The 26,316-nt window shown below is 65.3% G+C and carries 28 protein-coding genes; 20 read left to right on the top strand and 8 right to left on the bottom strand.

Going from position 1 to position 26,316, the window contains the following annotated elements:
* The first annotated feature begins 119 nt into the window (after positions 1-119).
* The 4 genes from ABIB66_RS28055 to ABIB66_RS28040 all read left to right on the top strand — a co-directional run bounded on the left by ABIB66_RS28055 (position 120) and on the right by ABIB66_RS28040 (position 5,657).
* Positions 120-2,201 (top strand): methyl-accepting chemotaxis protein, encoded by a 2,082-nt coding sequence (locus tag ABIB66_RS28055; RefSeq protein WP_354209606.1) that lies wholly within the window; start codon positions 120-122, stop codon positions 2,199-2,201.
* Positions 2,202-2,325: 124 nt separating this feature from the next.
* Positions 2,326-3,267 carry a dihydrodipicolinate synthase family protein gene (locus ABIB66_RS28050; protein WP_354209605.1) on the top strand — a complete coding sequence of 314 codons (942 nt, stop codon included), beginning with the start codon at positions 2,326-2,328 and terminating at the stop codon, positions 3,265-3,267.
* A 318-nt stretch (positions 3,268-3,585) separates the two neighbouring features.
* On the top strand, positions 3,586-4,986 hold the full coding sequence (locus ABIB66_RS28045) for a selenium-binding protein SBP56-related protein (RefSeq protein WP_354209604.1): 1,401 nt from the start codon (positions 3,586-3,588) through the stop codon (positions 4,984-4,986).
* A 77-nt stretch (positions 4,987-5,063) separates the two neighbouring features.
* On the top strand, positions 5,064-5,657 hold the full coding sequence (locus ABIB66_RS28040) for a hypothetical protein (protein WP_354209626.1): 594 nt from the start codon (positions 5,064-5,066) through the stop codon (positions 5,655-5,657).
* A 3-nt stretch (positions 5,658-5,660) separates the two neighbouring features.
* On the opposite strand, the gene ABIB66_RS28035 is transcribed toward ABIB66_RS28040, so the two are convergent.
* From ABIB66_RS28035 to ABIB66_RS28025, 3 genes are read right to left on the bottom strand one after another with little or no spacing between them, the layout of a single operon-like run.
* On the bottom strand, positions 5,661-6,359 hold the full coding sequence (locus ABIB66_RS28035) for a DUF1045 domain-containing protein (RefSeq protein WP_354209603.1): 699 nt from the start codon (positions 6,357-6,359) through the stop codon (positions 5,661-5,663).
* A gap of 18 nt (positions 6,360-6,377) precedes the next feature.
* Complete coding sequence (locus tag ABIB66_RS28030) at positions 6,378-7,571, bottom strand: alpha-D-ribose 1-methylphosphonate 5-triphosphate diphosphatase (protein ID WP_354209602.1); 1,194 nt, start codon at positions 7,569-7,571, stop codon at positions 6,378-6,380.
* Complete coding sequence (locus ABIB66_RS28025) at positions 7,568-8,227, bottom strand: LbetaH domain-containing protein (protein ID WP_354256244.1); 660 nt, start codon at positions 8,225-8,227, stop codon at positions 7,568-7,570. The genes ABIB66_RS28030 and ABIB66_RS28025 overlap by 4 nt, the downstream gene beginning before the upstream one ends.
* A gap of 184 nt (positions 8,228-8,411) precedes the next feature.
* Between ABIB66_RS28025 and phnC the strand changes: the two genes are divergently transcribed.
* The 4 genes from phnC to phnE (ABIB66_RS28005) all read left to right on the top strand — a co-directional run bounded on the left by phnC (position 8,412) and on the right by phnE (ABIB66_RS28005) (position 12,026).
* Positions 8,412-9,221, top strand: a complete 810-nt coding sequence (gene phnC, locus ABIB66_RS28020; protein ID WP_354209600.1) for a phosphonate ABC transporter ATP-binding protein — start codon at positions 8,412-8,414, stop codon at positions 9,219-9,221.
* A 63-nt stretch (positions 9,222-9,284) separates the two neighbouring features.
* Positions 9,285-10,220 carry a phosphonate ABC transporter substrate-binding protein gene (gene phnD / locus ABIB66_RS28015; RefSeq protein ID WP_354209599.1) on the top strand — a complete coding sequence of 312 codons (936 nt, stop codon included), beginning with the start codon at positions 9,285-9,287 and terminating at the stop codon, positions 10,218-10,220.
* A gap of 76 nt (positions 10,221-10,296) precedes the next feature.
* The gene (gene phnE, locus ABIB66_RS28010; protein ID WP_354209598.1) at positions 10,297-11,181 is read left to right on the top strand and encodes a phosphonate ABC transporter, permease protein PhnE; all 885 of its coding nucleotides are present in this window, start codon (positions 10,297-10,299) and stop codon (positions 11,179-11,181) included.
* Positions 11,178-12,026: a phosphonate ABC transporter, permease protein PhnE gene (gene phnE, locus ABIB66_RS28005; protein WP_354209597.1), complete on the top strand. Its 849-nt coding sequence runs from the start codon at positions 11,178-11,180 to the stop codon at positions 12,024-12,026. The genes phnE (ABIB66_RS28010) and phnE (ABIB66_RS28005) overlap by 4 nt, the downstream gene beginning before the upstream one ends.
* Positions 12,027-12,125: 99 nt before the next feature.
* Here phnE (ABIB66_RS28005) and phnF read toward each other — a convergent pair whose 3' ends face one another.
* The gene (phnF, locus tag ABIB66_RS28000) at positions 12,126-12,854 is read right to left on the bottom strand and encodes a phosphonate metabolism transcriptional regulator PhnF (RefSeq protein ID WP_354209596.1); all 729 of its coding nucleotides are present in this window, start codon (positions 12,852-12,854) and stop codon (positions 12,126-12,128) included.
* A 119-nt stretch (positions 12,855-12,973) separates the two neighbouring features.
* On the opposite strand from phnF, the gene phnG reads away from it, so the two are divergent.
* The 9 genes from phnG to ABIB66_RS27955 are packed head-to-tail and all read left to right on the top strand — an operon-like array spanning position 12,974 to position 19,954.
* Complete coding sequence (gene phnG, locus ABIB66_RS27995) at positions 12,974-13,438, top strand: phosphonate C-P lyase system protein PhnG (RefSeq protein WP_354209595.1); 465 nt, start codon at positions 12,974-12,976, stop codon at positions 13,436-13,438.
* Between the two features lie 4 nt (positions 13,439-13,442).
* On the top strand, positions 13,443-14,051 hold the full coding sequence (phnH, locus tag ABIB66_RS27990) for a phosphonate C-P lyase system protein PhnH (protein WP_354209594.1): 609 nt from the start codon (positions 13,443-13,445) through the stop codon (positions 14,049-14,051).
* 2 nt (positions 14,052-14,053) lie between these two features.
* Entirely contained in the window at positions 14,054-15,157 is a 1,104-nt protein-coding gene (locus ABIB66_RS27985) for a carbon-phosphorus lyase complex subunit (protein ID WP_354062733.1), read from the top strand.
* Entirely contained in the window at positions 15,154-16,050 is an 897-nt protein-coding gene (locus tag ABIB66_RS27980; protein WP_354209593.1) for an alpha-D-ribose 1-methylphosphonate 5-phosphate C-P-lyase PhnJ, read from the top strand. The genes ABIB66_RS27985 and ABIB66_RS27980 overlap by 4 nt, the downstream gene beginning before the upstream one ends.
* Positions 16,043-16,840, top strand: a complete 798-nt coding sequence (phnK, locus tag ABIB66_RS27975; protein ID WP_354209592.1) for a phosphonate C-P lyase system protein PhnK — start codon at positions 16,043-16,045, stop codon at positions 16,838-16,840. The genes ABIB66_RS27980 and phnK overlap by 8 nt, the downstream gene beginning before the upstream one ends.
* 22 nt (positions 16,841-16,862) lie before the next feature.
* Positions 16,863-17,561, top strand: coding sequence for a phosphonate C-P lyase system protein PhnL (gene phnL / locus ABIB66_RS27970; RefSeq protein ID WP_354209591.1), 699 nt, complete (start codon positions 16,863-16,865; stop codon positions 17,559-17,561).
* A gap of 11 nt (positions 17,562-17,572) precedes the next feature.
* Positions 17,573-18,727, top strand: coding sequence for an alpha-D-ribose 1-methylphosphonate 5-triphosphate diphosphatase (locus ABIB66_RS27965; RefSeq protein WP_354209590.1), 1,155 nt, complete (start codon positions 17,573-17,575; stop codon positions 18,725-18,727).
* Positions 18,724-19,320, top strand: a complete 597-nt coding sequence (gene phnN, locus ABIB66_RS27960; protein WP_354209589.1) for a phosphonate metabolism protein/1,5-bisphosphokinase (PRPP-forming) PhnN — start codon at positions 18,724-18,726, stop codon at positions 19,318-19,320. The genes ABIB66_RS27965 and phnN overlap by 4 nt, the downstream gene beginning before the upstream one ends.
* Before the next feature lie 22 nt (positions 19,321-19,342).
* Entirely contained in the window at positions 19,343-19,954 is a 612-nt protein-coding gene (locus tag ABIB66_RS27955) for a pyridoxamine 5'-phosphate oxidase family protein (protein ID WP_354209588.1), read from the top strand.
* Positions 19,955-20,155: 201 nt separating this feature from the next.
* On the opposite strand, the gene ABIB66_RS27950 is transcribed toward ABIB66_RS27955, so the two are convergent.
* From ABIB66_RS27950 to ABIB66_RS27935, 4 genes are all read right to left on the bottom strand, one after another.
* Entirely contained in the window at positions 20,156-20,659 is a 504-nt protein-coding gene (locus ABIB66_RS27950; RefSeq protein ID WP_354209587.1) for a DUF6496 domain-containing protein, read from the bottom strand.
* 69 nt (positions 20,660-20,728) lie between these two features.
* The gene (locus tag ABIB66_RS27945; protein ID WP_354209586.1) at positions 20,729-21,511 is read right to left on the bottom strand and encodes an alpha/beta fold hydrolase; all 783 of its coding nucleotides are present in this window, start codon (positions 21,509-21,511) and stop codon (positions 20,729-20,731) included.
* 4 nt (positions 21,512-21,515) lie between these two features.
* A complete protein-coding gene (locus tag ABIB66_RS27940; RefSeq protein ID WP_354209585.1) occupies positions 21,516-22,811 on the bottom strand; it encodes an O-acetylhomoserine aminocarboxypropyltransferase in 1,296 nt (431 codons plus the stop codon).
* Positions 22,812-22,892: 81 nt separating this feature from the next.
* Complete coding sequence (locus tag ABIB66_RS27935; protein WP_354209584.1) at positions 22,893-23,693, bottom strand: IclR family transcriptional regulator; 801 nt, start codon at positions 23,691-23,693, stop codon at positions 22,893-22,895.
* A gap of 131 nt (positions 23,694-23,824) precedes the next feature.
* Here ABIB66_RS27935 and ABIB66_RS27930 point away from each other — a divergent pair, with 131 nt between their 5' ends.
* From ABIB66_RS27930 to ABIB66_RS27920, 3 genes are read left to right on the top strand one after another with little or no spacing between them, the layout of a single operon-like run.
* Positions 23,825-24,790, top strand: a complete 966-nt coding sequence (locus tag ABIB66_RS27930; protein WP_354101175.1) for a Bug family tripartite tricarboxylate transporter substrate binding protein — start codon at positions 23,825-23,827, stop codon at positions 24,788-24,790.
* A 3-nt stretch (positions 24,791-24,793) separates the two neighbouring features.
* Positions 24,794-25,411 carry a flavin reductase family protein gene (locus tag ABIB66_RS27925; protein WP_354209583.1) on the top strand — a complete coding sequence of 206 codons (618 nt, stop codon included), beginning with the start codon at positions 24,794-24,796 and terminating at the stop codon, positions 25,409-25,411.
* 44 nt (positions 25,412-25,455) lie between these two features.
* Complete coding sequence (locus ABIB66_RS27920; protein ID WP_354209582.1) at positions 25,456-26,316, top strand: fumarylacetoacetate hydrolase family protein; 861 nt, start codon at positions 25,456-25,458, stop codon at positions 26,314-26,316.

The following is a 26,316-nucleotide window of genomic DNA, read 5'->3' as shown; positions in this document are numbered from 1 at the left end:
GATCCGGGGCTGCAGGAAGGCTTGTCGGGTCGGAAACTCACGCCAATTCGATTAAAACCTTAACGGAACATTGGCATGTCGCGGGCAAGGTGACGCTAGAAAGCGTAGGCCCCGACACCATGGCAATGTTTAAGAAATCGGTAAGTTCGCTCCTGCTGACCTTGATGGCCCTGCTGGCCGCGGGTGCGCTGGCGTCTACGGCGATCCAGATGGTCGGAGCGTTCGGCCGCTACAGCGACAGCCTCGAGACCGCGCGGCTTGCCGCCGCCGACAAGGCGATCTTCCATGGCGTGCTGGCGCTGCGCAACAATCGCGGCGATGCCCAGAGCGCGATCCTCGGCGAGGATGATCCGCGTGCCAAACTCGAGGCGGCGGAGAAGGCCGAGCAGGGCGGCTATGACGCGATCGGCGCCGCGCTTGCCACCGTCGACTTCGCCCGCCGCGACGAACTCTCTGGCACATTGAAGCAAGGCTGGAGCGCCGCCTCCCCGCAATTCCAGCTGTTCTACGATGAAGCCAAGCGCCCGCGCGCCGAACGCAAGATCGAGCGGACCAATTCCTGGTACGATGCCGTCACCAAGGTGATCGAAACGGCCAACCTCGCCTCCACCGCGGTGTCGAACCGTGCCTGGATGGACGACCCCTTCATCGCCCGCATGATCCAGGTCCGGCGCTTCGCCTGGCAGGTGCGCGATCGTTATGGAATCCATTGTTCGTCCCTTCGCTCCAACGTCAACAGCAGCAAGCCGCTCGACGACGCTCAGAAGCGATCAGTGGCGCAATGGGATGGCACGATCACCTCCGGCTGGGCGGGCATGGCCGAGTTGCTGGCTGCGCCCGGCGTGGCGGCAGAGCTGGTGACGGCCGCGACGGACGCGAAGGCCAAGACCGATGGTGCGCTCAAGCAGATCGGCGAGCTCACCAAGAATTTCGACGGCAGCGGCAAGCCCGCGATGCCCGCCGCGGAATGGAATACGCTGTGTCAGTCACCCTTCGCGTCCATCGTCGCGGTGGCGAACAAGGCGCTCGACCAGTCGATCGCGCGGGCGGAGACGGTGCAGGCCAAGGCGCTCACCAATCTCGTCGTGCAGTCGCTCGCGTTCCTGCTCGCGCTGGCCGTGACCCTGGCCGGCATCTACGTGGTGCGCAACCGCCTCATGCACCCGGTGCGCGCCATCCTGGATGCGATCGCCAAGATCAGCGCCCGCGATCACGCGACGCCCGTTCCGCAATCCAGACATCCCGACGAGTTCGGCACCATGGCCGCCGCGCTCGAAAGCCTGCGCGAGAGTGCCGCGACCGCGGAACGCCTGGGTCGGGAGCGCGAAGCGCAGCAGGCGCTGCAGCTCGCCCGCTCCGGCACCGTCGATGCGGCTTGCCGCAGTTTCGACGACACCGTGCAAGCCGTCATTCACAGCGTTGCCGCGTCGACGAAGGAGCTCGATGCCACCGCGACCGACGTGCGCTCGCTGGTTTCGGAATCGAGCAGCCAGACCGCGGCGGTCTCGTCCTCCGCCGAACAGGCCACCAACAATCTCGAGACCATCGCGGCCGCGACCGAAGAGCTCTCGGCGTCCGTCGGCGAGATCTCGGCGCAGGTGCAGGCCAGTGCCCGCGAGGCCCGCGAAGCCGTGTCGCAGGCAGCGCAGACCAATGCGACGGTTGAGATCCTCGATCAGACCGCTGGCCGCATCGGCGAGGTTGTGAAGATGATCAACGCCATCGCAGGGCAGACCAATCTTCTGGCGCTGAACGCCACCATCGAAGCCGCGCGCGCGGGCGAGGCCGGCCGCGGCTTCGCCGTGGTCGCCGGCGAGGTCAAGAGCCTCGCCTCGCAGACGGCGACCGCGACGGAAGAGATCTCCCGCCAGGTCGCGGAGATCCAGGGCGCGACGGGCCAGGCGGTCACTGCCATCCGCGCGATCGGCGGCGCGATCAGCGGCATCGACGAGAAGATGACGGCGATCGCGGCCGCGGTCGAACAGCAGCGCGCGGCCACCACCGAGATCTCCCGCAACTTCCAGCAGGCCGCGCAGGGAACCCGCGAGGTCACCGACACCATCGGCAGCGTCGCCAGACTCAATCAGGAGACGGGCAATGCCGGTTCGGTCCTGTCGGTATCCGTGACGAAAATGTCCGCCGACGCCGATCGTCTCCGCGTAGCGGTCGAGGGCTTTTTGGGCGCGGTGAGGACCGCATAACTTCGACAATCTTCCGTCCCACCGTCGCGCGATCGGCATTGCCGCCGATGCACGCGGCGGGTACATCTGTGAAGCTGCGCGAGCGTCGCGGCAGATGTAAGAGATATCAGGGATGGAGAGTTCGATGCCGGTCACGCCCCAACACAAGGCCCAGCGCCCCTATCGCGGCGTGTTCCCGGTCGCACCCACCATCTTCGACGCGCGCGGCGAGCTCGACCTCGAGGGACAGCGCCGCTGCATCGATTTCATGATCGACGCGGGCTCGAACGGTCTATGCATTCTCGCCAATTTTTCCGAGCAGTTCGTGCTCACGGATGCCGAGCGCGAGACCGTGATGCATGCGGTGCTGGAGCATGTCGCGGGCCGCGTTCCCGTGATCGTCACCACCACGCATTTCAGCTCGGCCGTCTCCGCCGCGCGCAGCCAGCAGGCCGAGGCGGCCGGTGCCGCCATGGTGATGGTCATGCCGCCCTATCACGGCGCAACCTTCCGCGTACCCGAGAAAGGCGTCGTCGAATTCTTCAAGGTGCTGTCGGGCGCGATCAATATTCCGGTCATGATCCAGGATGCGCCTGTCGCCGGTACGCCGCTGTCGGTCGAGTTGCTCGCGCGGCTGGCGCGCGACTTCTCCAACATCCGCTATTTCAAGATCGAGGTGCCGGGCGCCGCGTCAAAGCTGCGCAGCCTGATCGAGGCCGGCGGCAGCGATATTGAGGGTCCCTGGGACGGCGAGGAAGCGATCACGCTGCTCGCCGATCTCGACGCCGGCGCCACCGGCGCGATGACCGGCGGCGGCTACCCCGACGGCATCCGCCAGATCGTCGATCCCTATTTCGCCGGCAAACGCCAAGAGGCGAAAGCCGCCTACGAACGCTGGCTGCCGCTGATCAACTACGAAAACCGCCAGTGCGGCCTGATCGCCTGCAAGGCGATGATGCAGGCCGGCGGCGTGATCAAGTCGGACACGGTGCGGCATCCGTTGCAACCGCTGCATCCGGCGACGCGGGCAGGGCTGCTGGAGCTGGCCAAGGAGCGCGATGCGCTGGCGTTGAGGTGGGGGAAGTAGCCTCTGCCGGCGTCCTGGACAAGCGCGCCCGAAGGTTATGTGTCCCGCCTCCCGTGCGCGATTGCGCACTAGGCCGGGACGACACTGAGTGTGATGCACGGTGTGAGGTGCGCGCCCTGGCCTGATCCCGCCAGCTTCCATCCGGCTGAAAGCGTCGAATTAACGCGGTTCGGGCGGTTTCGCGCAGCCCGGCGATGACATATTGTACGCTCGCCAACCAGGCCCGCGGAGCATATCGAGACATCGCGCAACAACTCTTCATTATGCCGCTATTCCGAAGCAGGTTGGTGCGAACCAACGAAACAGGGAGGCAGTGCCATGACGATGAGGCCGGATCCCACCTTTCACGCATCGCCCAAGCTTGCGATGGAAGCAGCTGCCGAGAACTTTGCCTACACGTTGCTGCTCAGTCCGGATTTTTCAAAACCGGATGCTCTCGCGGTCATCGACGTCAAGCCGGGATCGCCGACCTACAGCCAGATCGTCCACACCGTGACGATGCCCAACAAGGGCGATGAGTTTCATCACTTCGGCTGGAATGCCTGCTCCTCCGCCTTGTCGCCGCTCACTGGGCATGCCTTCATCGAGCGGCGCTATCTCATCATCCCCGGGCTGCGCTCGTCGCGGATTTACATCATCGATACCAAGCCCGATCCGACCAAAGCCAAAATCCACAAGATCATCGAGCCCGAGGAAGTCTTCAAAAAGACCGGCTATTCGCGGCCGCACACCATCCATTGCGGGCCGGACGGCGTCTATGTGAGCACGCTCGGCGGCGGCGGCAAGGACGGCACCAACGGGCCTCCAGGCGTCTTCATCATGGATTGCGAGACGTTCGAGGTCCTTGGACGATGGGAGATCGACCGCGGTCCGCAGACGCTGCACTATGATTTCTGGTGGAACCTGCCGCGCGACTACATGGTGACGAGTGAATGGGCGTTGCCGCCGCAGTTCGAGAACGGGATCGTCGCGGAAGATCTGCTGGCGAACAAATATGGCCATCGTCTCCACTTCTGGGATCTTAGCGCCCGTCGCAACGTGCAGACTATCGACCTCGGCGCCAATCATCAGATGGCGCTGGAGGTACGGCCGGCGCACGATCCGGTTCGCGAATACGGCTTCGTAGGCGTTGTGGTCGACACCACGAATCTCGAAGCATCGATCTGGACTTGGTGGCGCGAAGGCGGAAAATTCCATGCGGAGAAGACGGCGACGATCCCTCCCGAGCCTGCGCCAAAGGAGAAGCTCCCGCCGCTGCTTCAGGGCTTTGGCGCCGTGCCGCCGCTGGTGACCGACATCGATCTGTCGATGGATGATCGTTTTCTCTATGTCTCGTGCTGGGGCACGGGTGAAATGCGCCAGTACGACGTGAGTGATCCGCGAAAGCCGAAGCTTGCGGGCTCGGTTCACATCGGCGGCATCGCGCGCCGCACCCCCCATCCGAACGGCAAGGCATTTGCGGCCGGTCCGCAGATGGTCGAGATCAGCCGGGACGGCAGGCGGGTGTACTGGACCAATTCGCTCTATTCCACCTGGGATGACCAGTTCTATCCCGATGGCGTTCCGGGTGTGGAAGTCATGGCCAATGTCGGTCACAATGGTGGCCTCGAGCTCGACAAGAACTACTTCGTGAGCTTCCCCGACGGATATCGTGCGCACCAGATCAGGCTGGAGGGCGGCGATTGTTCGACGGACTCCTTTTGCTACCCGTCGGCCTAGATTGGGCACACGCGAGCCAGGGCTGGCTGTGGCTCGCTCTTGTTGCGAGCGGTCTCTATCACGGGGTCAATCCGGGAATGGGCTGGCCGCTCGCCGTTTCGGTCGGGCTCATGGACAAGAGCCCGCGCGCGCTCTTTCGTGCGTTGTGGGCTCTGGCGGCCGGACATCTCCTGGCAACACTTCTCGTACTGCTGCCATTCGCGCTCCTGCTCGTGCTGGCCGAGTGGCAGCGCTCGATCCAGCTCGGCGCGAGCCTTCTCCTCATCGGCTTCGGCGTCTATCGGCTGGTCGAGCGGCGCCATCCGCGCGCGCTGGCACGAATTCCGCCGACGCAATTGGCGCTCTGGTCATTTGCCGTTGCCATTGCTCATGGCGCCGCCTTGATGCTCGTGCCGATCTATCTCGGGCTCTGCCAGGCCTTCGAACTCGATGCCGGCCATGAGGCCGCTGGCGCGTTGATGAAGGCGAGTCTCGGGATGGCGGTGCTGGTGTCTTTGGTGCACGTTGCCGCCATGGTCAGCGCCGGCGGATGCCTGGCATGGCTGGTCTACCGCCATCTGGGATTGAGGTTCGTCTCGCGAAGCTGGTTCAATCTGGATGTAATCTGGGCGACCAGCCTCATTCTGGTTGGCGTTGTGGCGCTCGGTTTCAATCTCGCGAGCTGGCACTGACGCTTACTGCGTCAAGGCCCACTCGCCGATGATGCGGAAGCGAGCTTTGGCGTCATCCTGCTTGAACAGCGCGACGCGATCGATCGCAAGCGTCTTGAGACCGAGAGCAGCAAACCTTCCCCGCAGCATGTCCAGAATCGGGCCGCGGCGCTCCGCCTCGAGCCGCCCCGTCAGTGTCATGTGGAAACGGAATTCCTCCATCACGTAAGGGTAGCCCCAGCGATCGAGATAGTCGCGCTGCCGCTCGCTGAGCTTCTCGGGCTTGCGACGCGCGCGATCCTCCGCCGTCAGGGCGGTGCGAAAGCCGTCGAACGCGCGGACGCAATCGGCGGCGAGCTCTTGGAGCGCACCGACCGGATCAGCCGGAATGACCGCAATAAAACCACTGATGGAATCGACGATAGGGCGAATCACCGGGATCGTCCGCGCCTCGCCGGCGAAGGCCGCGCAGGCCGCCAAGAGCTCCGCCTCTGTCCTGTCCGGCGCGAGCGCCATCGGCGCCTTCAGCGTGCCGTGAAAACCGTACTTGCGGGGATCGGCGGTGATGTCGCGCCAGTCCGGCGCGGGACGCGATGCGTCAGCGGGAAAGGGCAGCTCGTTGCCGGTATAGGCATCGTAGCCGAGCAACTCCGCGCCGAAGCGGGTGAGGGCGCTGTCGACGCCTGCGGCAAAATAGATCGCGTAGCGGGGGAAACTTGTCATCGTCCGAGCATAGCGGGTTTATGCCGCGACGACAGCTTCGCGCGGGGTAGCTGCCATGCCGAGCAACCGCGTCGCGTCGGTGAGATGCACGAGCTTGCCGCCTGATATCACGGCGATCAGCCGCGGCCGCAGCGGCACGCTGTCGTCGACCAGCAGGATGTCCGCGCGTCGGCCTTCCGCGAGCACGCCGCGATCGGCAAGGCCGGCCGCGCGCGCGGGCGCGGCGGAGACCAGGTTCCAGGCCTTGGTCAGCGGCAGCACGCCATCGGCGGCGAGGCGGAACGCAGCGAGCAGCTGCGCGGGATAGTAATAGTCCGAGGCCAGCACTGAGCAGAGCCCTTTGGCAATCATGTCGGATGCCTTGGTCCAGCCGGTGTGGCTGCCGCCGCGCACGACGTTCGGCGCGCCGTAGACGATGGCGTCGCCGTGGCTTGCCGCCTCCCGCGCCGTCTCCTCGTTGATCGGAAACTCTGCGATCGCCACGCCCATGGCGCGAAAGCCCTGGCGCATCACCGGCGTCGCATCGTCATGCGAGAGCATCCGCACGTCGGCGGCGCGTGCCGCCGCGGCCAACCGTGACACGGAAGCCGGCACTTCACTGGCGCGGGAGAGCACACGCCCGACGAGGCGGTCGAACTCCTCGCTCGACAGTCCGGTGCGCTCCACCATGCGATTGCGCTTGCGGGGCTTGGCCATGTCCCCGACCGTGCCGTCCATGTGGTCGTTGAAGGCGAACAGGTCGACGCGGCCCTCGCTGAGCCACTGGCTGATCTCGGTTTCGGCGTCGAGATTGTAGGTCTCGTGGCGCAGATGAAAGCGGGTGTCGGCGGCGAATTGCGGGCGCTGCCGTTCGATCGCCTCCATCAGGCCGCGCGCATTGTCGGCGCTGCGCAGGCCCGGCTCCCACGAACAGGTCGTGGCGTGAAACACCGTGGTGATGCCGTTGCTGATCGCCTGGCGGTCGCTGTCGGCGAGCGCCACGTCGATCGGAAAGTCGACCCCGGCGCGCGGCATCATCTGCCGCTCGAAGGCATCGCCATGCAGATCGACGATGCCCGGCAGGACCAGCAGATCGCGCGCGTCGATCGCAAGCCGGGCCCGGCCGCGCGAGGCATCGATCTCTGCAATGTCCGTTCCGGACACGAGAAGCGACGTTTCGGCGAACTCGGAGCCGATCAGGGCCCGCCCGCCCTCTAGGAATATGTCTGTCACGCGACCGCGCTTCGTTTGCTGGCAGAAGAGGGTGCCCCTGCTTCGTATGCCGTGAGGAAATCCTCAATCCCGAGCTTGCGGAAATTGGGCAGGGCTTCACGCAACTTGTCGTGATCCCAATCCCACCAGGCGAGCCTCGCAAGCCGCCCCGCAACCTCTTCCGAGAACCGCCGCCGAACGATGCGCGCCGGATTGCCGGCAACGATGGTGTAGGCCGGAACGTCCCTGGTGACGATGGCGCCGGCCGCGATCACCGCGCCGGTGCCGATGTTGCGGCCCGGCAGCACGATCGCGCCATGGCCGATCCAGACGTCGTGGCCGATATGGACGTGGTGCTGGCGCCGCCAGTCGAAGAATTCCGTGTCGTCGCTCTCGCCTTCGAAGTAGGCGCTCGAACGATAGGTGAAGTGCGCCTGCGTGGCGCGGTGCATCGGGTGATCGCCCGGATTGATTCGCGTCATCGCCGCGATCGAGCAGAATTTTCCGATGGTCGTGTAGGTGATCTGGGCGTCGTTCACGACATAGGAGTAATCGCCCATCGTCACCTCGTGCAGCATCGTGCGCGCGCCGACCTCGGTGTAGGCCCCAAGCCTGGTGTCGTGCAGCGTCGCCGAGGGATCGATGGTCGGCTGGACCGAAAGAGCTTTGGCGGCCATGTTGCTATCCGAACGAGAGGGCGGGCGTTTCTCTTCGAGTGGCTTGATGACAATGTCATGACGACACGATGACAGCGGATGAGGTGTGGATGAGGTGTGTAGGATCGCCGCACCGCAATGTCCGTGTCACACAAGTGTCAAGCGCCGGCGTTAGCGGTGGGTCCCAGCTACTCTGGAGCCCTGCATGCTGGTGGTTGAAGGTCTGACGTGTCGCTTCGGCATGAAAGCCGCGGTGGACGATGCCTCGTTTCAAGTTTCTCCCGGCGGTTTCGTCGGCGTGATCGGACGGTCCGGCGCCGGCAAGTCGACCCTGCTGCGGACCATCAACCGTCTCGCGACCCCTTCGCAGGGCCGCATCCTGTTCGACGGCCTCGACGTCACGGCGCTGCGCGGCAAGGAGCTGCGGCAGTGGCGGGCGCGCTCGGCGATGATCTTTCAGCAGTTCAATCTGGTCGGCCGGCTCGATGTCCTCACCAACGTCCTGATGGGACGGCTTGCGACGATGCCGGCCTGGCGCTCGCTGTCGCAGACCTGGCCCGAGCAGGATAAGGCGCTGGCGATGTCCGCGCTCGAACAGTTCGACATCGCCCCGCTCGCGGCCCAGCGCGCCGATCAGCTCTCCGGCGGCCAGCAGCAGCGCGTCGCGATCGCCCGGGCGCTGGTGCAGCAGCCCGACATCATCCTCGCCGACGAGCCGATTGCCTCGCTCGATCCGCGCAACACCAAGATCGTGATGGATGCGCTACTGCGCATCAACAAGCACTTCGGCATCACCGTGCTCTGCAATCTGCATTCGCTCGACCTGGCGCGCAGCTATTGCGACCGCCTGATCGGCATGGCGCAGGGGCGCGTGGTGTTCGACGGCGCGCCGGCGGAGTTGACCGAGCACGTTGCGCGCGAGCTCTACGATCTCGAAGCCGCCGATGTCATGGGCAGCACGCCTGCGCCGGTGCGAGAGGGCATTCCAGCGCTTGGAACGGCGGCCGCCGCCTGAGCCGCGCCGCATCAACAGTCACCAGTTTTGCGTCAACCGACCCCAACCGATGAAGAGGGTATCATGATCACTCGCAGATTGATTCTTGCCGGCGCCGCCGCGCTCGCGTTCACGACTTCAGCCTCCGCCGAGGACTGGAAGGCCAAATATCCCGAACTGACCTTCGCGGTCATTCCGGCGGAAAACGCCTCGGGCGTGACCGAGCGCTGGGCGCCGTTCATGAACTATCTCTCCAAGGAACTGGGCGTGAAGGTCACGCTGCGCATCGCCAACGACTACGCGGCCGTGATCGAAGGCCAGCGCGCCGGCAACATCCACATCGCGAGCTACGGCTCGGCGTCGTTCGCCCGAGCCCGCCTCACCGGCGTCAAAACCGACGCCTTCGCCAACGACATCAACGCCGACGGCTCCACTGGTTATTACTCGGCGTTCTTCGTCAAGGCGAGCAGCCCCTACAAGAGCATCGACCAGCTCAAGGGCAAGAACCTCGGCCTCGTCGACCCGAACTCGACCTCCGGCAACAACGTGCCGCGCTTCGAGCTCGACAAGTTGGGCATCGCGGACGCCGACACCTATTTCAGCAAGGTCGTCTTCACCGGCAGCCATGAGAACGCGATCCTGGCGCTGGCGCAGGGCACGGTCGACGTTGCCGCCAACCAGTGGACCAGCGACGACGATTCGACGCTGGCGCAGATGCTGACCAAGGGCATGCTGAAGAATGCCGACGGCTCGGCGATGAAGAAGGACGATTTCCGCATCATCCACAAGTCGGCGCCGATCATCAACGGTCCCTATGCCTACAATTCCGATCTGCCGGAAGAGGCCAAGGCCGCGATCGCGAAGGCGTTCTTCGACGCGCCGGCCAAGGACAAGGCTGCGTTCGATCGCCTCCAGGACGGCCAGAAGAAGGGTTTTCATCCCGCGACCACCAAGGATTGGGATGGCACGATCGAGCTGATCAAGTTCGTCGATGCGCTGCGTAAGAAGAAGGCGTCCTGAGTTTCGGGACGACGCACTGGAGCCGGGTCGATGGACCCGGCTCTTTCTCTTTGATTGACCATTTTTCCTGGCCAAGATGACCGTCGCGGTTTCGATCCTTCCCGAGCAGCAGCTCGCCGTGCTCAACGCCGCCTATCGCCAGGCGGTCGCGCGCAAGCGGCTCCGACTCCTCTTTGGAGCCGTGATCTTCGCCGCAGCACTGCTTCTCGCGGCGATCGGCGCGGAAGTGAATCTGCGCACGCTGTTCGCCCATTACGGCAATTTCATCAGCTATTTCGACCGCATCCTCACACTCGACACCGGCCAGCGGGTCTGGACCGATGTCGGCGAATGGCTCTGGGGCTGGCGCAAATGGTTGAAGATGCTGGGCGAGACCCTGCTGATCTCCTATGTCGGCACACTGATCGGCGCGACTTTTGCTTTTTGCCTGAACTTCTTCGCGGCTGAAAACACCTCGCCCGCGCCCTGGGTGCGTTTCGTGGTGCGGCGTCTGCTCGAATTCGCGCGCACGGTGCCCGGCATCGTGTTTGCGCTGATCTTCGTGATCGCGTTCGGCCTCGGACCGATGGCGGGCGTGCTGGCAATCGCGATTCACTCCACCGGCGCGCTCGGAAAGCTGTTCTCGGAGATCGTCGAGAACGCCGACATGAAACCGGTCGAAGGCGTCCGCTCGACCGGCGCGAGCTGGCTCTCCTGCATGCGCTTCGCCATCCTGCCGCAGGTCACGGCAGGCTATGCCAGCTACGCGCTGCTGCGTTTCGAGATCAATGTCCGCGAGGCCTCCGTGATGGGCTTCGTCGGTGCCGGTGGCATCGGCCAGGAGCTCGTCGTCGCCATCCGCAAGTTCTATTACTCGGACGTCAGCGCGATCCTGCTCACCATCATCGTCACGGTCTTCATCATCGACATCAGCACCGGCTGGCTGCGCGGCTGCCTGTTCGGCAAGGAGGCGCGGACGTGACGGGGCCGCAGCAGATCGACACGCGAGAGCTTCGCGCGCGCTACCCTGATGTGTTCGACCGGCCGGCCTCGGCGCGGCTCGCCATGCCGGCGATGATCGTCGCGGCGCTCGCGATCCTGGTCTATGGCTTGGTCGATCTCGATTTCTCGCCCTCGCGCTTCGTCGCGGGGCTCAGCCAGCTCGGCTGGATCAGCCTGATGATGATCCCGCCGGATCCCGGCTCGTCGCTGCCGATCTATCTGAAGGCGCTCGGCGAGACGCTGTCGATCGCGCTGCTCGGCACGACGCTGGCCGCACTGTTCGCGCTGCCGGTCAGCCTTCTTGCCGCGCGTAACGTCGTGCCGTCGAGCATTTTGCGCTTCCCGATTCGACGTTTCCTGGATTCGATCCGCGGCGTCGACACGCTGATCTGGGCGCTGGTGTGGATCAACGTGGTCGGGCTCGGCCCGTTTGCCGGCGTGCTCGCCATCGCCGTGTCGGATTTCGGTGCCTTCGGAAAACTGTTCTCGGAGGCGATCGAGGGCGCCGACCAGAAGCAGGTCGAGGGCATCCGCGCCTCCGGCGGCAGTGCGCTGCACGAGATACGCTTCGGTCTGCTGCCGCAGGTCCTGCCTGTGATCGCCGGTCAGGTGCTCTATTTCATCGAGTCGAACACGCGCTCGGCCACCATCATCGGCATCGTCGGCGCCGGCGGCATCGGCCTCCAGCTCGCCGAGCAGATTCGCGTGCTGGAATGGCAGAAGGTGTCGTTCCTGATCCTGATGATCCTGGTCGCGGTCGCCGCGATCGATTTCGTCTCGGGCAAACTCCGCTTTGCGATCATCGGCCGAAGGGCGGTGGCCTGATCATCGATCTCGTAGGGTGGGCAAAGCGAAGCGTGCCCACCACTTCAATCGCAGCGTTGGATAGATGGTGGGCACGGCGCAAGCGCGCCTTTGCCCACCCTACGACTCCACCAGAAACTCCACCCGCTCCGCGGCAAAGCGCGAATGCTTGGTCACCAGCGGCTTACCGTCGAGATCTTGGTCGGTGGCGTCGACCACCAGGATCGGCCGTCCCAGCGCCAGATCGAGCCGTGCGGCGTCGGTTGCATCGACAATGCCGGCGGTGATCCGGGTCGCGCCGCGGCGATAGTCGCGGACGCCGTAATGCTCGAGCAATTTCGTCATCGACCGGGTCGCGGCAAAGATCTCGCCCGCACCCGGGAACAGCTGTGCCGACAGCCACGTCGTGGAGACGCAGATCGGCGTGCGGTCGGCGAGGCGCATCGCCTCGATCCGCACCAGCGGTGCGCCGGCCTTCAATCCAAGTTCGCGCGCGAGTTCGCGGGTCGCGACATCATCCGACGCCTCGATCAACCGGCCATGCGGTTCGCGGCCGTCCGCGCCGACGATCTCGGAGAAACGCGTCCGCGAGCGCAGCGGATAAGCGAGCTTCTGCGCCTCGACATAGGTTCCGCTGCCGCGCTCGGCCCGCACGATGCCGCGCTCGGCCAGCGCAGCCAGCGCACGTCGCACCGTGTGGCGGTTCACGCGATAGGTTTCGGCGATCTCGACCTCGCCCGGCAGCTTGTCGCCGGCGGCAAAGCGGCCGTCGGCGATGCCGCGCTCGATGCCGTCGGCAACGAGGCGCCACAACGCGACGCCGGAGGAGGCTGTGTCCTGCATGCTCATGTGGCCGGGAAGCTACTCCAGAAATCACGCCTTTGTCACGAAACAGTCATGGCGCTCCGGTATCAAGTTGTCTAGTATCATAGACAACTTGGATTCGGCAAGTTCTTCAGAAAAGGTCGGTGGAATTGGTGACCCAGCACAACAATCAGCAAGCCCAGCGCCAGGCCGCAATGGCCGTGCTGGCGCACGCGGAGGCGGGCGAGATCGCCGCTCGCCTCCGCGCTCTCGCCCTGCCGGCGCATCAGGATCTGCGTGCGCCGGAAAACGGCCTCGTCATGCTGCGTGGCCGCGTCGGTGGCGACGGTGCGCCGTTCAATCTCGGCGAAGCCACGGTGTCGCGCGCTGCGGTGCGGCTTGCGAGTGGCGAGGTCGGCTTCGGTTACACGCTCGGTCGCGACGGTGAGAAGGCGCGGCTGATCGCGCTGTGCGATGCGCTGGTGCAGTCCAGTGATTTCAGTGGCGCGGTTGAGCGGGAAATCATCGCGCCATTGCGTGAGCAGCTGATGATCAGGCGCAAGCAGGTGGCGGCCGAGACCGCTGCGACGAAGGTTGATTTCTACACCATGGTGCGCGGTGAAGGGTGAGATCATGACCACGATTGCGGAACTGCCGCCGGGGTTCGCCGACAAGGTGCTGTCGGCGCAATCGACCTTTCGCTCGGTCATGGACGCGATGGCGCGGCCGGGCTCGGTCCAGCGCATCGTGCCGACATCAGGAGCGCCTCAGACGATGATGCGCGGCACGGCCGCGATCGCGCTGACGCTGTTCGATCACGACACGCCGCTCTGGCTCGATGCGCGCATGTCGGAAAGCACCGACCTCGTGAAATGGCTGAAATTCCACACCGGCGCGCCGGTGGTGCAGGATTCCTCGATCGCAAGCTTCGCGCTGATCAGCGACGGCGGGGCGCTGCCTTCGCTCGAGCGCTTCGCGCTGGGCACCAGCGAATATCCGGATCGGTCGACCACGCTGATTCTTCAGGTCGAGAGCCTGGATTCGGGGCGCGGCTTCGCGCTGCGCGGCCCCGGCATCGACGGTGTCGCGACGCTTCAGGCGTCGATCAAGCCGTTCGACCTGTTCGAGCGCCTGCGCGTCAACGAAGCGCTGTTTCCGCGCGGCGTTGATGTGGTGCTGGTCGCCGATAACGCCGTGGTTGCGATCCCGCGCACCACGCGCGTCGTGAGCAAGGGAAGCTAAGCATGTATGTCGCAGTCAAAGGCGGCGAGCGCGCCATCGAGAACGCCCATCGCCTGCTCGCCAGTGCGCGGCGCGGCGATCAAAGCGTGCCGGAAATCTCCCTCGACCAGATTTCGGAGCAGCTCGGCCTCGCCGTGGACCGCGTCATGAGCGAAGGCTCGCTCTACGACCGCGAGCTTGCGGCGCTCGCCATCAAGCAGGCGCGCGGCGATCTGATCGAGGCGATCTTTCTGGTCCGCGCCTTCCGCGCCACCCTGCCGCGCTTCGGCGCCAGCGAGCCGGTCGAGACCGGCGCGATGCGGGTGCGGCGGCGGGTGTCATCGACCTTCAAGGACATTCCCGGGGGCCAGATCCTCGGCCCGACTTTCGATTATACCCACCGCCTGCTCGATCCCTCGCTCGCCGACGGCTTTGTGCCGGAAGCGCCGGCGACGGCCGAAGCATCCACGGCGCCGACGCCGCGCGTGACTGACATTCTCGGCCGCGACGGGCTGATCGAATCCTCGCCGCAAGCGGAAGAGGGCGCCAGCGTCGGCGACCTCACCCGCGAGCCGCTGAACTTTCCGGCGGATCGTGACCTGCGCCTGCAAAATCTCGCGCGTGGCGACGAAGGGTTCTTGCTGGCGATGGGCTATTCCACCCAGCGCGGCTACGGCCGCAACCATCCCTTCGCCGGCGAGATTCGCTTCGGTGAGGTCGAGGTGGAATTTTCGGCGGAAGACGTCGGTTTCGCCGTGCCGCTCGGCTCGATCGAGCTCACCGAGTGTCAGATGGTCAACCAGTTCAAGGGCTCCGCGACCGAAGCGCCGTGCTTCACGCGCGGTTATGGCCTTGCCTTCGGCCAGAGCGAGCGCAAGACGATGTCGATGGCGCTGGTCGATCGCGCGCTGCGTGCCCGCGAGCTCGGCGAGGAGGCGCTCGCACCGGCGCAAGACGAGGAATTCGTGATGTCGCATTCGGACAACGTCCAGGCGACCGGCTTCGTCGAGCATCTGAAGCTGCCGCATTATGTCGACTTCCAGTCCGAGCTCGGCCTGTTGCGCAAGCTGCGCAAGGAATTCACTGATGCCAATGCGCCCGACGCCATGAAGGAGGCCGCGGAATGAACGCGCCCGCCTACAATTTCGCCTATCTCGACGAACAGACCAAGCGGATGATCCGTCGTGCGATCCTCAAGGCGATCGCGATCCCCGGCTATCAGGTGCCGTTCGCCAGCCGCGAGATGCCGATGCCCTATGGCTGGGGCACCGGCGGCGTCCAGGTCACCGCTGCGATCCTCGGGCCGCAGGACGTGCTGAAGGTGATCGACCAGGGCTCCGACGACACCACCAACGCGATCTCGATCCGAAAGTTCTTTGCCAGGACCGCCGGCGTCGCCACGACGACGGCCACAGAAGATGCGACCGTGATCCAGACCCGCCACCGCATTCCGGAGACGTCGCTGCACGAGAATCAGGTGCTAGTCTATCAGGTGCCGATCCCGGAGCCCTTACGTTTCCTCGAGCCGCGCGAGACCGAGACGCGGCGCATGCATGCGCTCGCCGAATACGGCCTGATGCATGTGAAGCTCTACGAGGACATCGCCCGCTTCGGCCACATCGCGACGGCTTACGCCTATCCGGTGAAGGTCAATGCGCGCTATGTCATGGACCCGTCGCCGACGCCGAAATTCGACAATCCCAAGATGGACAATTGCCCGGCGCTGCAACTGTTCGGCGCCGGCCGCGAGAAGCGCATCTACGCAATCCCGCCCTATACGCAAGTCGTGTCGCTCGACTTCGAGGACCATCCCTTCGAGCCCTATCGCTTCAACGCGCCGTGTGCACTTTGCGCCGCGGAAAATTCCTATCTCGACGAGATCGTCACCGACGACAAGGGCGGGCGCATGTTCGTCTGCTCCGACACCGATTATTGCGAGGGCCGCCAGGCCGCCGGCCATCACGGCAGCCTCAGCGCCGCGCCGTACAAGGAGAAGGCGCAGGAGGCATCGAATGGCTGATCAAGACATGCTCGAGAATGACGAGCCACTGCTCGTTGCCGAGTCGCTCAGCAAATCTTATGGCCGCATCGCCGCGTGCCGCGATGTCTCGTTCTCGCTCTATCCCGGCGAAGTGCTGGCAATCGTCGGCGAATCCGGCTCGGGCAAATCGACGCTGCTCCAGCTCCTGTCGGGCCAGCTAGCGGCCAGCAGCGGCCAGGTGTCCTACCGGATGCGCGACGGCGTCGCCCGCGATCTCGCTACGCTGGGCGAGGCCGAACGACGCTTCCTGTTCCGCACCGATTGGGGCTTCGTCCACCAGGACCCCGCGCAGGGGCTGCGCATGGCGGTCTCGGCCGGCGCCAATGTCGGCGAGCGGCTGATGGCGGTGGGCTGGAATCACTACGGTCGCATCCGCGATACCGCGTCGGACTGGCTGACCCGCGTCGAGATCGACATCGCACGCATCGACGATGCGCCGCGGACCTATTCCGGCGGCATGCGCCAGCGTCTCCAGATCGCCCGCAACTTGGTCACCGAGCCGCGGCTGGTGTTCATGGACGAGCCGACCGGCGGCCTCGATGTTTCCGTGCAGGCCCGCCTGCTCGACCTCGTGCGCAGCCTGGTCGCCGAGCTGCATCTCGCGGTCATCATCGTCACCCATGATCTCGCGGTCGCGCGCCTGTTGTCGCACCGCGTGATGGTGATGAAGGGCGGCCGCGTCATCGAGACGGGCCTCACCGATCAGGTGCTCGACGATCCCCGCGAGCCCTACACCCAACTCCTCGTCTCCTCGATTCTGCCGCCATGAGCCTTCCAGGAAGAGTTTTCCAATGACCGCCATGATCGACATCACTGATGCCAACAAGAGCTTTACGATGCACCTGCAGGGCGGCATCGAATTGCCTGTTGTCAGCGGCGTGACCTTCCACGTCAACCCGGGCGAATGCGTCGTGCTGTCGGGGCCATCAGGCGCCGGAAAATCATCGATCCTGAAGATGATCTTCGGCAATTATCGCTGCGATTCCGGCCGCATCGGCATTCGCCATCGCGGCGAGGTGATCGATCTCGCCACCGCCGAGCCGCGGGAGGTCCTCAACATCCGCCGCGCCACCATCGGCTATGTCAGCCAGTTCCTGCGCGCGGTGCCGCGGGTTGCCACCATCGACGTGGTCGCCGAGCCCCTGATCGTCAACGGTCTGGCGCGCGCTGAGGCGCAAGCCCGTGCTGGCGAATTGCTGCATCGGCTCAATATCCCCGAGCGGCTCTGGCAGCTTCCGCCCGCGACCTTCTCCGGCGGCGAGCAGCAGCGCGTCAACATCGCGCGCGGCTTCATCTCGGATCTGCCGATCCTGCTGCTCGACGAGCCCACCGCCTCGCTCGACGCCGCCAACCGCGCTGTCGTGGTCGAACTAGTCGCCGAGAAGAAGCGCCAGGGCGTCGCCATGGTCGCCATTGTCCATGACGACGAAATCCGTCATCAGATTGCCGACCGCATCGTCGACGTCACCAGCTTCGCCGCCGCGGCCTGAAGGAAATGGATATGAACGCCAAGAAGGACATCGTGATCGCCAACGCCAGGATCGTGCTGGCGGAACGCGTGATCGAACAGGGCTGGCTCGCCCTCGCCGATGGACGCATCGCCGAGATCGGTGAGGGCAGGGCGCCTGCGGGGTCAGAGGATGCCGGCGGCGATTTGATCATGCCCGGCCTGATCGAGCTCCACACGGACCATCTCGAGGCGCATTACGTGCCGCGGCCAAAAGTGTTCTGGAATCCGGTCGCGGCCGTCGTCTCCTATGATGGCCAGCTCGCGACATCGGGCATTACCACGGTGTTCGACTCGCTCCGGGTCTGGCGCGAGGACGGCGCCGAGGAAGTCGACGGGCGCGCCGGCGTGCTTGCCGCGGCGATCACGACCGCGCGCGATGCCGACCTGCTGCGCGCCGATCACTTCCTGCATCTGCGCTGCGAAATCCCGATGCCGAGCGTGGTCGAGGAGGCCAGGGAACTGATCGACCGTCCCGACGTGCGGCTGATGTCGCTAATGGACCACACCCCCGGCCAGCGCCAGTTCCGCGACGAAGGCAAGCTGCGCGACTATTATCGCGGCAAGGGCGGCGGCAAGACCGACGCCCAGCTCGACGAACTGTTCGCGAAACGTTTCGAGTATCAGAAGGCCTATGCCGCGACCAACATGCGCGAGATCGTGGCGCTGGCACATAAGTACAAGATCCCGCTGGCGAGCCATGACGATACCACCGAGGAGAACGTCGTCGACGCCGTGCGCGATGGCGTTTCGGTGGCGGAATTCCCGACCACGTTGGAGGCCGCGCGCGGCCTGCACGAGGCCGGGATCGACATCCTGATGGGTGCGCCGAACGTCGTGCGCGGCGGCTCGCATTCCGGCAACATCGCCGCGGTCGATCTCGCCCGCGAGGGCCTGCTCGACATCCTGTCGTCGGACTACATTCCCTCGAGCCTTCTGATGGCTGCGCTGCATTTGCCCGAGCACGTGCCCGCGATCAGCCTTGCGGCGGCGATCCGCACCGTGACGAAGGCGCCCGCCGAGGCGGTCGGCCTGTCCGACCGCGGTGAGATTTCCGTCGGCAAGCGTGCCGATCTGATTCGCGTGCACGTCGCAGGCCACGTCCCTGCGGTCCGTAGCGTCTGGCGCGAAGGGGGCCGTGTCGCATGAGCGAGACCGTCACTGTGGCGGGAACGCAGACGGGCGCGGTCGGGCCGGGGCGGCTCGTGCTCGTGGTCGGCCCCAGCGGAGCCGGCAAGGACACGCTGCTGCGGCTGGCGCGGGCGGCGTGCATCGAGGATCACGACATCGTCTTCCCGCGCCGTGTCGTGACGCGCGAATCGTCGGCCGACGAAGACAATATTGCGGTGAGCCCTGACGAATTCCGTCGCGCGCACGAGCATGGCGAATTCGCCGTGCATTGGGAGGCGCATGGGCATTGCTACGCGCTGCAGCTCGACCTCAACGACGACATTCGTGCCGGCCGCGCCGTCGTCGCCAATGTTTCGCGCACCGTGATCGGCGCGCTGCGCCAGACCTATGCAAACGTCGTGGTGGTCGCGATCACTGCGCCGCCGGATGTGCTGGCGCAGCGGCTTGCCGCTCGCGCCCGGCACAGTGACGGCAGTATCGCCGAAAGGCTGACGCGCAACGTCGACGACGCATCGGCGCAGGCCGATGTCACCATTCTCAACGCGGGCAGCGCGGAGTATCATGGCCGTCAGCTTCTGCGCGTGATCCGGAATCAAGGCTGGCACGAATAGCCGGCACAGCAAGGAGACTGGAATGTCGGTGATCGAAACGGTCGAGCAGCTGGAGGCAATCTACGGCGTCACCAACGACGCCTCGACCGTGAAAGTCGCCGACCATGTCACCCCGCTCTATCGCGTCTTTATCGAAAAGGCGCCGTTCGCCGCGCTCGCCACCATCGGACCCGAAGGGATCGACTGCTCGCCGCGCGGCGATCTCTCCGGCTTCGTCCGCATTCATGACCCGAAGACGCTGATGCTGCCGGATCGCCGCGGCAACAACCGGGTCGATTCCTTGCGCAACATCGTACGCGATCCCAGGGTATCGCTGATGTTCCTGATCCCCGGCTCCGGCAATGCGGTCCGAGCCAATGGCCGGGCCTTTCTTTCCATCGATCCCGAACTGCTGGCCTCGTTCAAGGTCGAAGGCAAGGCGCCGCGCAGCGTGATGGTGATGACGGTCGACGAAATCTACTTCCAGTGCGCCCGCGCCATCGTCCGCTCCGATCTCTGGAATCCCGACAAGCGCATCGACCCCAAGACGCTGCCGACACCCGGCCAGATCCTCGCCGAGATGAGCGAGAACAGGGTCGGCGGCGCGGAGTACGATCGCATCTGGCCCGAGCGTGCGGCCGCGACGATGTGGTGAGTTCGTTCTTCCCCTCTCTCCTTGCGGGAGAGGGTGGCTCGCCGCGTAGCAGCGAGACGGGTGAGGGGTCTCTGTCCTCACGGAAAACGTTATGCGCGGACACAACCCCTCATCCGGCGCTTCGCGCCACCTTCTCCCGCAAGGGGAGAAGGGAAGAAGGGGGAGAACGTGCTCTCCGAGCGGAGCCGGCGCGCGAATTGATCAACTCCGGCGGCGCGCCCTGGTGCGTGCCGCCTTCTTTGCGGCGGTGGAGCGCGCCTTGGCGCCCTTGGTGCGGCTCGCCTTGCGCGCGGTGGCTGAACGCGACGCGGCCGTTCGTCGGCTCGCGGCGCGCTTGCCCTGTTTCGACAATGCGCTCCGCGATGCGGTCGAGCGCGGCTCCTTCTTCAAAACCTTTTCGACGGCTCGCGATACGCGCGGCCGGCGTTTCGGGGTGCGCTTGCCCTGACCGACCTCATAGGCATATTTGGCGCTGCGTCGCGTCGCCTTCTTGACGCGCCCTTTCCGCGGCGGCGGGAGATCGACGCCGGCGCGGCGCGCTTCCGACAGACCGATGGCGATGGCCTGTTTCGTCGAGCGCGCGCCATGCTTGCCCTTGCGGATCTTGTCGATCTGGTCCTTGACGAATTCGCCGGCCTGCGTGGTTGCCGATTTACCGGCACGCTTGTCTTGCCTGGCTTTGCGAATGACTTCCTGTCTTGGCATGGGTTCTGTTCCCTCTGGATATTCACAGGGATATCTGACCGCAACGCGCAAGATGGACGATTGATCCTTTCAGTTCCTGAGCGCCACCAGCAATTCATCCGGGCGCTCGGCCATGATCATGTGACCGGCGCCGGGTACCACGACGGTCTTCGCATGCGGGATCGCCGCCGCGAGTGCCTTGCCGGCCTTCACCGGCGTCATCATGTCCCGCTCGCCGAGGATGAGCGTCGTAGGCACCTTCACGCTCGCGGCGGCTTGAAGCGCATTCGCGTAAGCATTGCAGGCCGACAAATCCCTGAACAGCACGCCCGGCTCGCAGTGTTTCAACACAGCCTGCGCTCCGCCATGCATCCACAGCCCCGGTGCGAGGCTGCCGCCGAGCTCGGCGTTGAAGCCGAGGCCCCAGATCGAGACCATGTCGTTTGCGTCCTGCGAATTGGCCTCGGCCGCCTTCAGCAGATCCGGGCCGACCGTCATGGTCGCGGCCGTGCCGATCAGGCTGAGTGCGGACACCTTGTCGGGGTGACGTGCGGCCGTCTCCAGCGAGATCAGCGATCCCATGGAATGGCCGATCAGATGCGCTTTCGTAACTCCGGCCGCATCGAGCAGGGCCGCCGTCCAGTCGGCCATCTCGGCGATGCTTGCGAGCGAAGGTCCGGGCGAACGGCCGTGGCCGGGCATATCAGGTGCCAGCACGCCAAAGCCGTGATGTGCGAACCAGCGCGTATGCAGCGCCCAGGTCGAATGATCGAAGCCGGCGCCATGGAGGAAGACGACCGCGGGCAGGGATCTGTCGAAGTCGCGGCCGCCGGTTGCGACCAGCACCTCGGCGCCGTTGACGGAGAGCTTCATGGTGTCAGACCTTTTGCGAGATGCGCAGCGCCTGCGCGAGATCGTCGATGATGTCGCTTGCGGTCTCGATGCCGACCGAGAGCCGCACCAGCTCCTCGCCAATGCCGGAGGCCTTGAGCTGCTCGGTGTCCATCTGCTGGTGCGTGGTTGACGCCGGGTGGATCACCAGCGTCTTGGCGTCGCCGACATTGGCGAGATGGCTGATCATGCGCAGCGATTCGATGAACTTGCGGCCAGCAGGCCGGCCGCCCTTGATGCCGAAGGAGACGATCGAGCCGGCGCCGCGCGGCAGCAGTGTCTTTGCCAGCTGGTAGTCCGCGTGGTCCTCGAGCGAGGGATGCAGCACCCAATCCACGGCCTTGTTGGCCTTCAGCGCTTCCAGCACGAGGTGCGTGTTCTGGATGTGGCGGTCCATGCGTACGCCGAGCGTCTCGACGCCCTGCAACAGCTGGAACGCGTTGGTCGGCGACAGACAGGCGCCGAAATCGCGCAGGCCTTCGGTCCGCGCGCGCATGATGAAGGCCGCGGTGCCGAATTGCTCGTCGAAGACAATGCCGTGATAGCCGCCATAGGGCTCGGTCAGTACGCCGAATTTTCCGGATGAACGCCAATCGAACCGGCCGCCGTCGACGATGGCGCCGCCGATCGCGATGCCGTGGCCGCCGATCCATTTGGTCGCCGAGTGCATGACGATGTCGGCGCCGAGCTCGATCGGGCGGCTGAGATAGGGGGTGGCAAACGTGTTGTCGATCAGCAGCGGAATTTTCGCATCGTGCGCGATCGCCGCGACCTTCGGAATATCAAGAACCTCAAGCCCGGGATTGCCGATGGTCTCGCCGATCACCAGCTTCGTGTTCGGCCTGATCGCCGCGCGAAACGCTTCGAGATCGCGCGGCTTGACGAAGCTGGTGGTGATGCCGAAGCGCGGCAGCGTGTGCGCCAGAAGGTTGATGGTGCCGCCATAGAGCGAGCTCGACGCGACGATATGGTCGCCGGCGTTCAGAAGCGTCGCGATGGCCAGATGCAGCGCGGCCATGCCGCTCGCGGTGCAGATCGCGCCGACGCCGCCCTCCAGCGCCGCCAGCCGTTCCTCGAGCACGCCGGTGGTCGGATTGGAAATGCGCGTATAGATGTGACCCGCGCGCTCGAGATTGAACAACGCTGCGGCGTGATCGGAATCCTGGAACACGTAGGACGTGGTCTGGTAGATCGGCACGGCGCGGGCGCCGGTCGCGGGATCCGGATGCTGGCCCGCATGCAGGCTCAGGGTCTCGAAGGCGGGCGGTTTTGGCGCGGGCATGCGGGGCCTCGTTGCTCGGTCGGCGGAGGCGGCTCTTGTGCCACAAAACGGCGCGCGAAGTCAGCCCATTGACAGGGTTGCCTAACCCCGGATCGCCTGCTCGATGATCCGCGCCTCCCGCAGCAGGATCTCCGCGACCTCCTGTTCGCGGCGTGGGCCGAGCCTCGTGCGAACGGCGGAGACGGTCATCGCGGCAGCGGGGCGGCCGTCCGGGGTCTTGATCCAGGTCGAGATCGATTTCGTGCCCTGCACGAGACCAATTTCCCTCATACCGTACCCCAGCCGCCTCGCGGCTGTGACCTGGCCCAGCACCATCGCAGCGTCGGTCTGGTAGGCCTCGAATCGCTTCTCATTGGCTACGACGATTTTGCGCGCGTCCTGGGCCGGCATCGCGGCCAAGATGGCAACGCCTGCGCTGGAGACGCCGAGCGGCCGGCGCGCGCCGACTTCGATCGACAGCACCTGGATCGGATAGATTCCGATCCTGCGATCGACGCACAGCGTGTCGTTGCCGGTCCGCACCGTCAGGAACAGCGTGTCGCCGATCTCGGTGGAGGCGCGTTGCAGCGACGGATTTGCGGCGATCAGCAGCCGCGACGGCCGGGCCCGGGCGAGCGCGAGCTCCGGCACCTGGTTGCCGATCGCGTAGCGCCCGGTTTTGTCGTGCCGTTCGACGATGCCTTCCTCGATCAGCACGTGCACGATGCGGTGCACGGTCGGGCGGATGAGGCCGGTCGCCTGCACCACCTCGACCAGCGGCACGCCGTCTTCGCGGCCCGCGGCAAGAATGCGCAGCACCGCGAGCGCGCGCCGGATCGCCTGCGCCCCCTGTCGCGGCTCCGTCATGCGGCGGGCGGATTTCGCGGAAGTGGTCTTGTCCATAATATGGACAAGAACGCCACAATTCGCTCGACAGGTAAAGCGCGCATCTGGAGATTGCGCCCCGAATCGAGATGCCGTGTACGAATTCAGGCAAATCGACGTAAAATTGGAAGCGCCGCCGGGAGGTTAACATGAGATTAATCTGGATTGCCATAGCTGCCGCAGCGGCGATGTTGACGGGACCGGCGTGGGGCCAGCAATGGCCGTCGCGCAACGTCAAGCTGATCGTGCCCTATCCGGCCGGCGGCAATGTCGACAGCGCCGCGCGCATTATCGCCGACAAGCTCCAGGAAAAGCTCGGCCAGCCCTTCATCATCGAGAACAAGGCGGGTGCCGGCGGCATGATCGCGGGCGAGGCCTTCGCGAAGTCCGCGCCCGACGGCTACACGCTGTTCGTCGGCGCGAACGGCCCGGTGCTGTTCGCGACCGAAATCAATAAGCGCGACGTCTATAGCTGGAAGAAGGATTTCCTGCCGATCACGACGATCTCCATGACGCCGCTGGTGCTCGAGGTTCATCCTTCCGTGCAGGCGACGAATTTCAAGGAATTCATCGACCTCGCCAAGCGCGAGCCCGGCAAGCTGACGATGGCCTCGCCCGGTCCCGGCACCACCAACCATCTGCTCAGCGAGCTGATGCAGTCCAGCCTCGATCTGCAATGGGTCACCGCGCACTATCGCGGCAATGCGCCAGCGGTCAACGATCTGCTCGGCGGGCAGGTGCAGTTCGCGTTCGACCAGCTCACGGTCAGCCTGCAGCACATCAAGGCCGGCCTGTTCCGGGCGCTGGCCGTCACCAGCCCGCACCGCCTGAAGTCGCTGCCCGACGTGCCGACCTTCGCCGAGCTCGGCTACAAGGACTTTGACGGCCAGACCTTCACCGGCCTGTTCGCACCGGCAGGCACGCCGGCGCCCGTGGTCGACAAGCTGCACGAGGCGCTGACCGCGATTTTGAAGGACCCGGCCGTGGTCGACAAGTTCGAGAAGCTCGGCGGCGAAGCCGTCGCGATGACCCCCGACGAATTCAAGGCCTATCTCGAACGCGAGGACGCCAAATGGATTCCGATCGTGCGCAAGGCCAACATCAAGGCGGATTGATCGATGCGGATCGACCCCACCGAGCTCGGCGCCGAACGCATCTACCGGCTGATGACCGGCATCGTGGTGCCGCGCCCCATTGCCTGGGTGACGAGCCTGTCCCGCGCAGGCGTGCTCAACCTCGCGCCGTTCAGCGCCTTCACCTTCGTCTCGCAGAAGCCGCCGATGCTGGCCATCAGCGTCGGCCGCAAGGGCGCGGACTACAAGGACACCGCGCATAACATTCTCGACACCGAGGAATATGTCATCCACATCGCCGATACCCCGCTGATGCAGGCCGTGCACGACTCGTCGGTCGAGCACCCGCCTGAGATCAGCGAGGTCGCGGAGTTGGGTCTCGAGACGATCCCGAGCGAGCGCATCAAGGTGCCGCGGCTCAGCATTGCACCCGTCGCGATGGAATGCCGCTTCCGGCAGTGCCTCGAATTCGGCGACGCCCGCAGCCGCCTGATCGTCGGCGAAGTCGTGATGTTCCACCTCCGCGATGGCCTCGTGAACGACGGCAAGGTCGAAACCGCGGCGCTCGATCCGATCGCACGCGTCGGCGGCCCGCGCTACGCCCGGCTCGGCGAGATCGTGACGCTGCGCGGCGTGTTCCAGACTCCCAAATCGAAAGACTGAGCGCGCCGCCCCTGCGCGCGCCACAAGACCATTGGAGAACGACCATGCGACTCCTGAGTTATCTCGTGGACGGAGAGCCGCGCTACGGTGCCGCCATCGACGGCGGTGTCGTCGACCTGACCCGGCGGATCGGCCGTGACTTCTCCGATGTGAGGGCGCTGATCGCGGCCAATGCGCTGGCCGACGCGCAGGAAGCCGTCGCCGGACAAAAGCCGGACTACGCACTCGACGATCTCGTGCTGCTTCCGCCGGTGCTGGCGCCGGAAAAGCTCTGGTGCATCGGTGTCAATTACGCCGAGCGCAATGCGGAGTATAAAGACAGCTCCGACCTGCCCAAATATCCCAGCCTGTTCGTGCGCAGCATGTCCTCGATGACAGGCTCCGGTCAGCCGCTGGAGAAGCCTGAGATCTCCGATCAGCTCGACTACGAAGGCGAGCTCGTCATCGTGATCGGCCAGGGTGGCCGGCACATCCCGCGCGAAAAGGCCTGGTCCCACATTTTCGGCATGACGCTGTGCAACGAGGGCACGATCCGCGACTGGCTGCGCCACGGCAAGTTCAATGTCACGCAAGGCAAGAATTTCGACCGCTCCGGCAGCATCGGTCCGTGGATCGTCACATCGGACGAGCTCGACCCGCGCGGGCCTCATGACATCGTCACGCGCGTGAACGGCGAGGTGCGGCAGCAGGACACCACCGAGCGGCTGATGTTCCCGTTCGATTTTCTGATCTCCTATCTCTCGACCTTCGCAACCCTCAAGCCCGGCGACATGATCGTGACGGGCACGCCGACCGGGGCAGGCGCCCGCTTCGACCCGCCGCGCTGGCTGAAAGTCGGCGATGTCGTCGAGGTCGAATCCAGCCGCATCGGCGTGCTGCGCAACACCGTCGCGGCGGAGAGCTGA

The organism is Bradyrhizobium sp. F1.13.3 (genome assembly GCF_040548265.1).
In the GTDB taxonomy this organism is placed as follows: Bacteria; Pseudomonadota; Alphaproteobacteria; order Rhizobiales; family Xanthobacteraceae; genus Bradyrhizobium.
The sequence above is the reverse complement of the archived record's forward strand: the minus strand, read 5'-3'. Positions and strand labels throughout refer to the sequence as shown.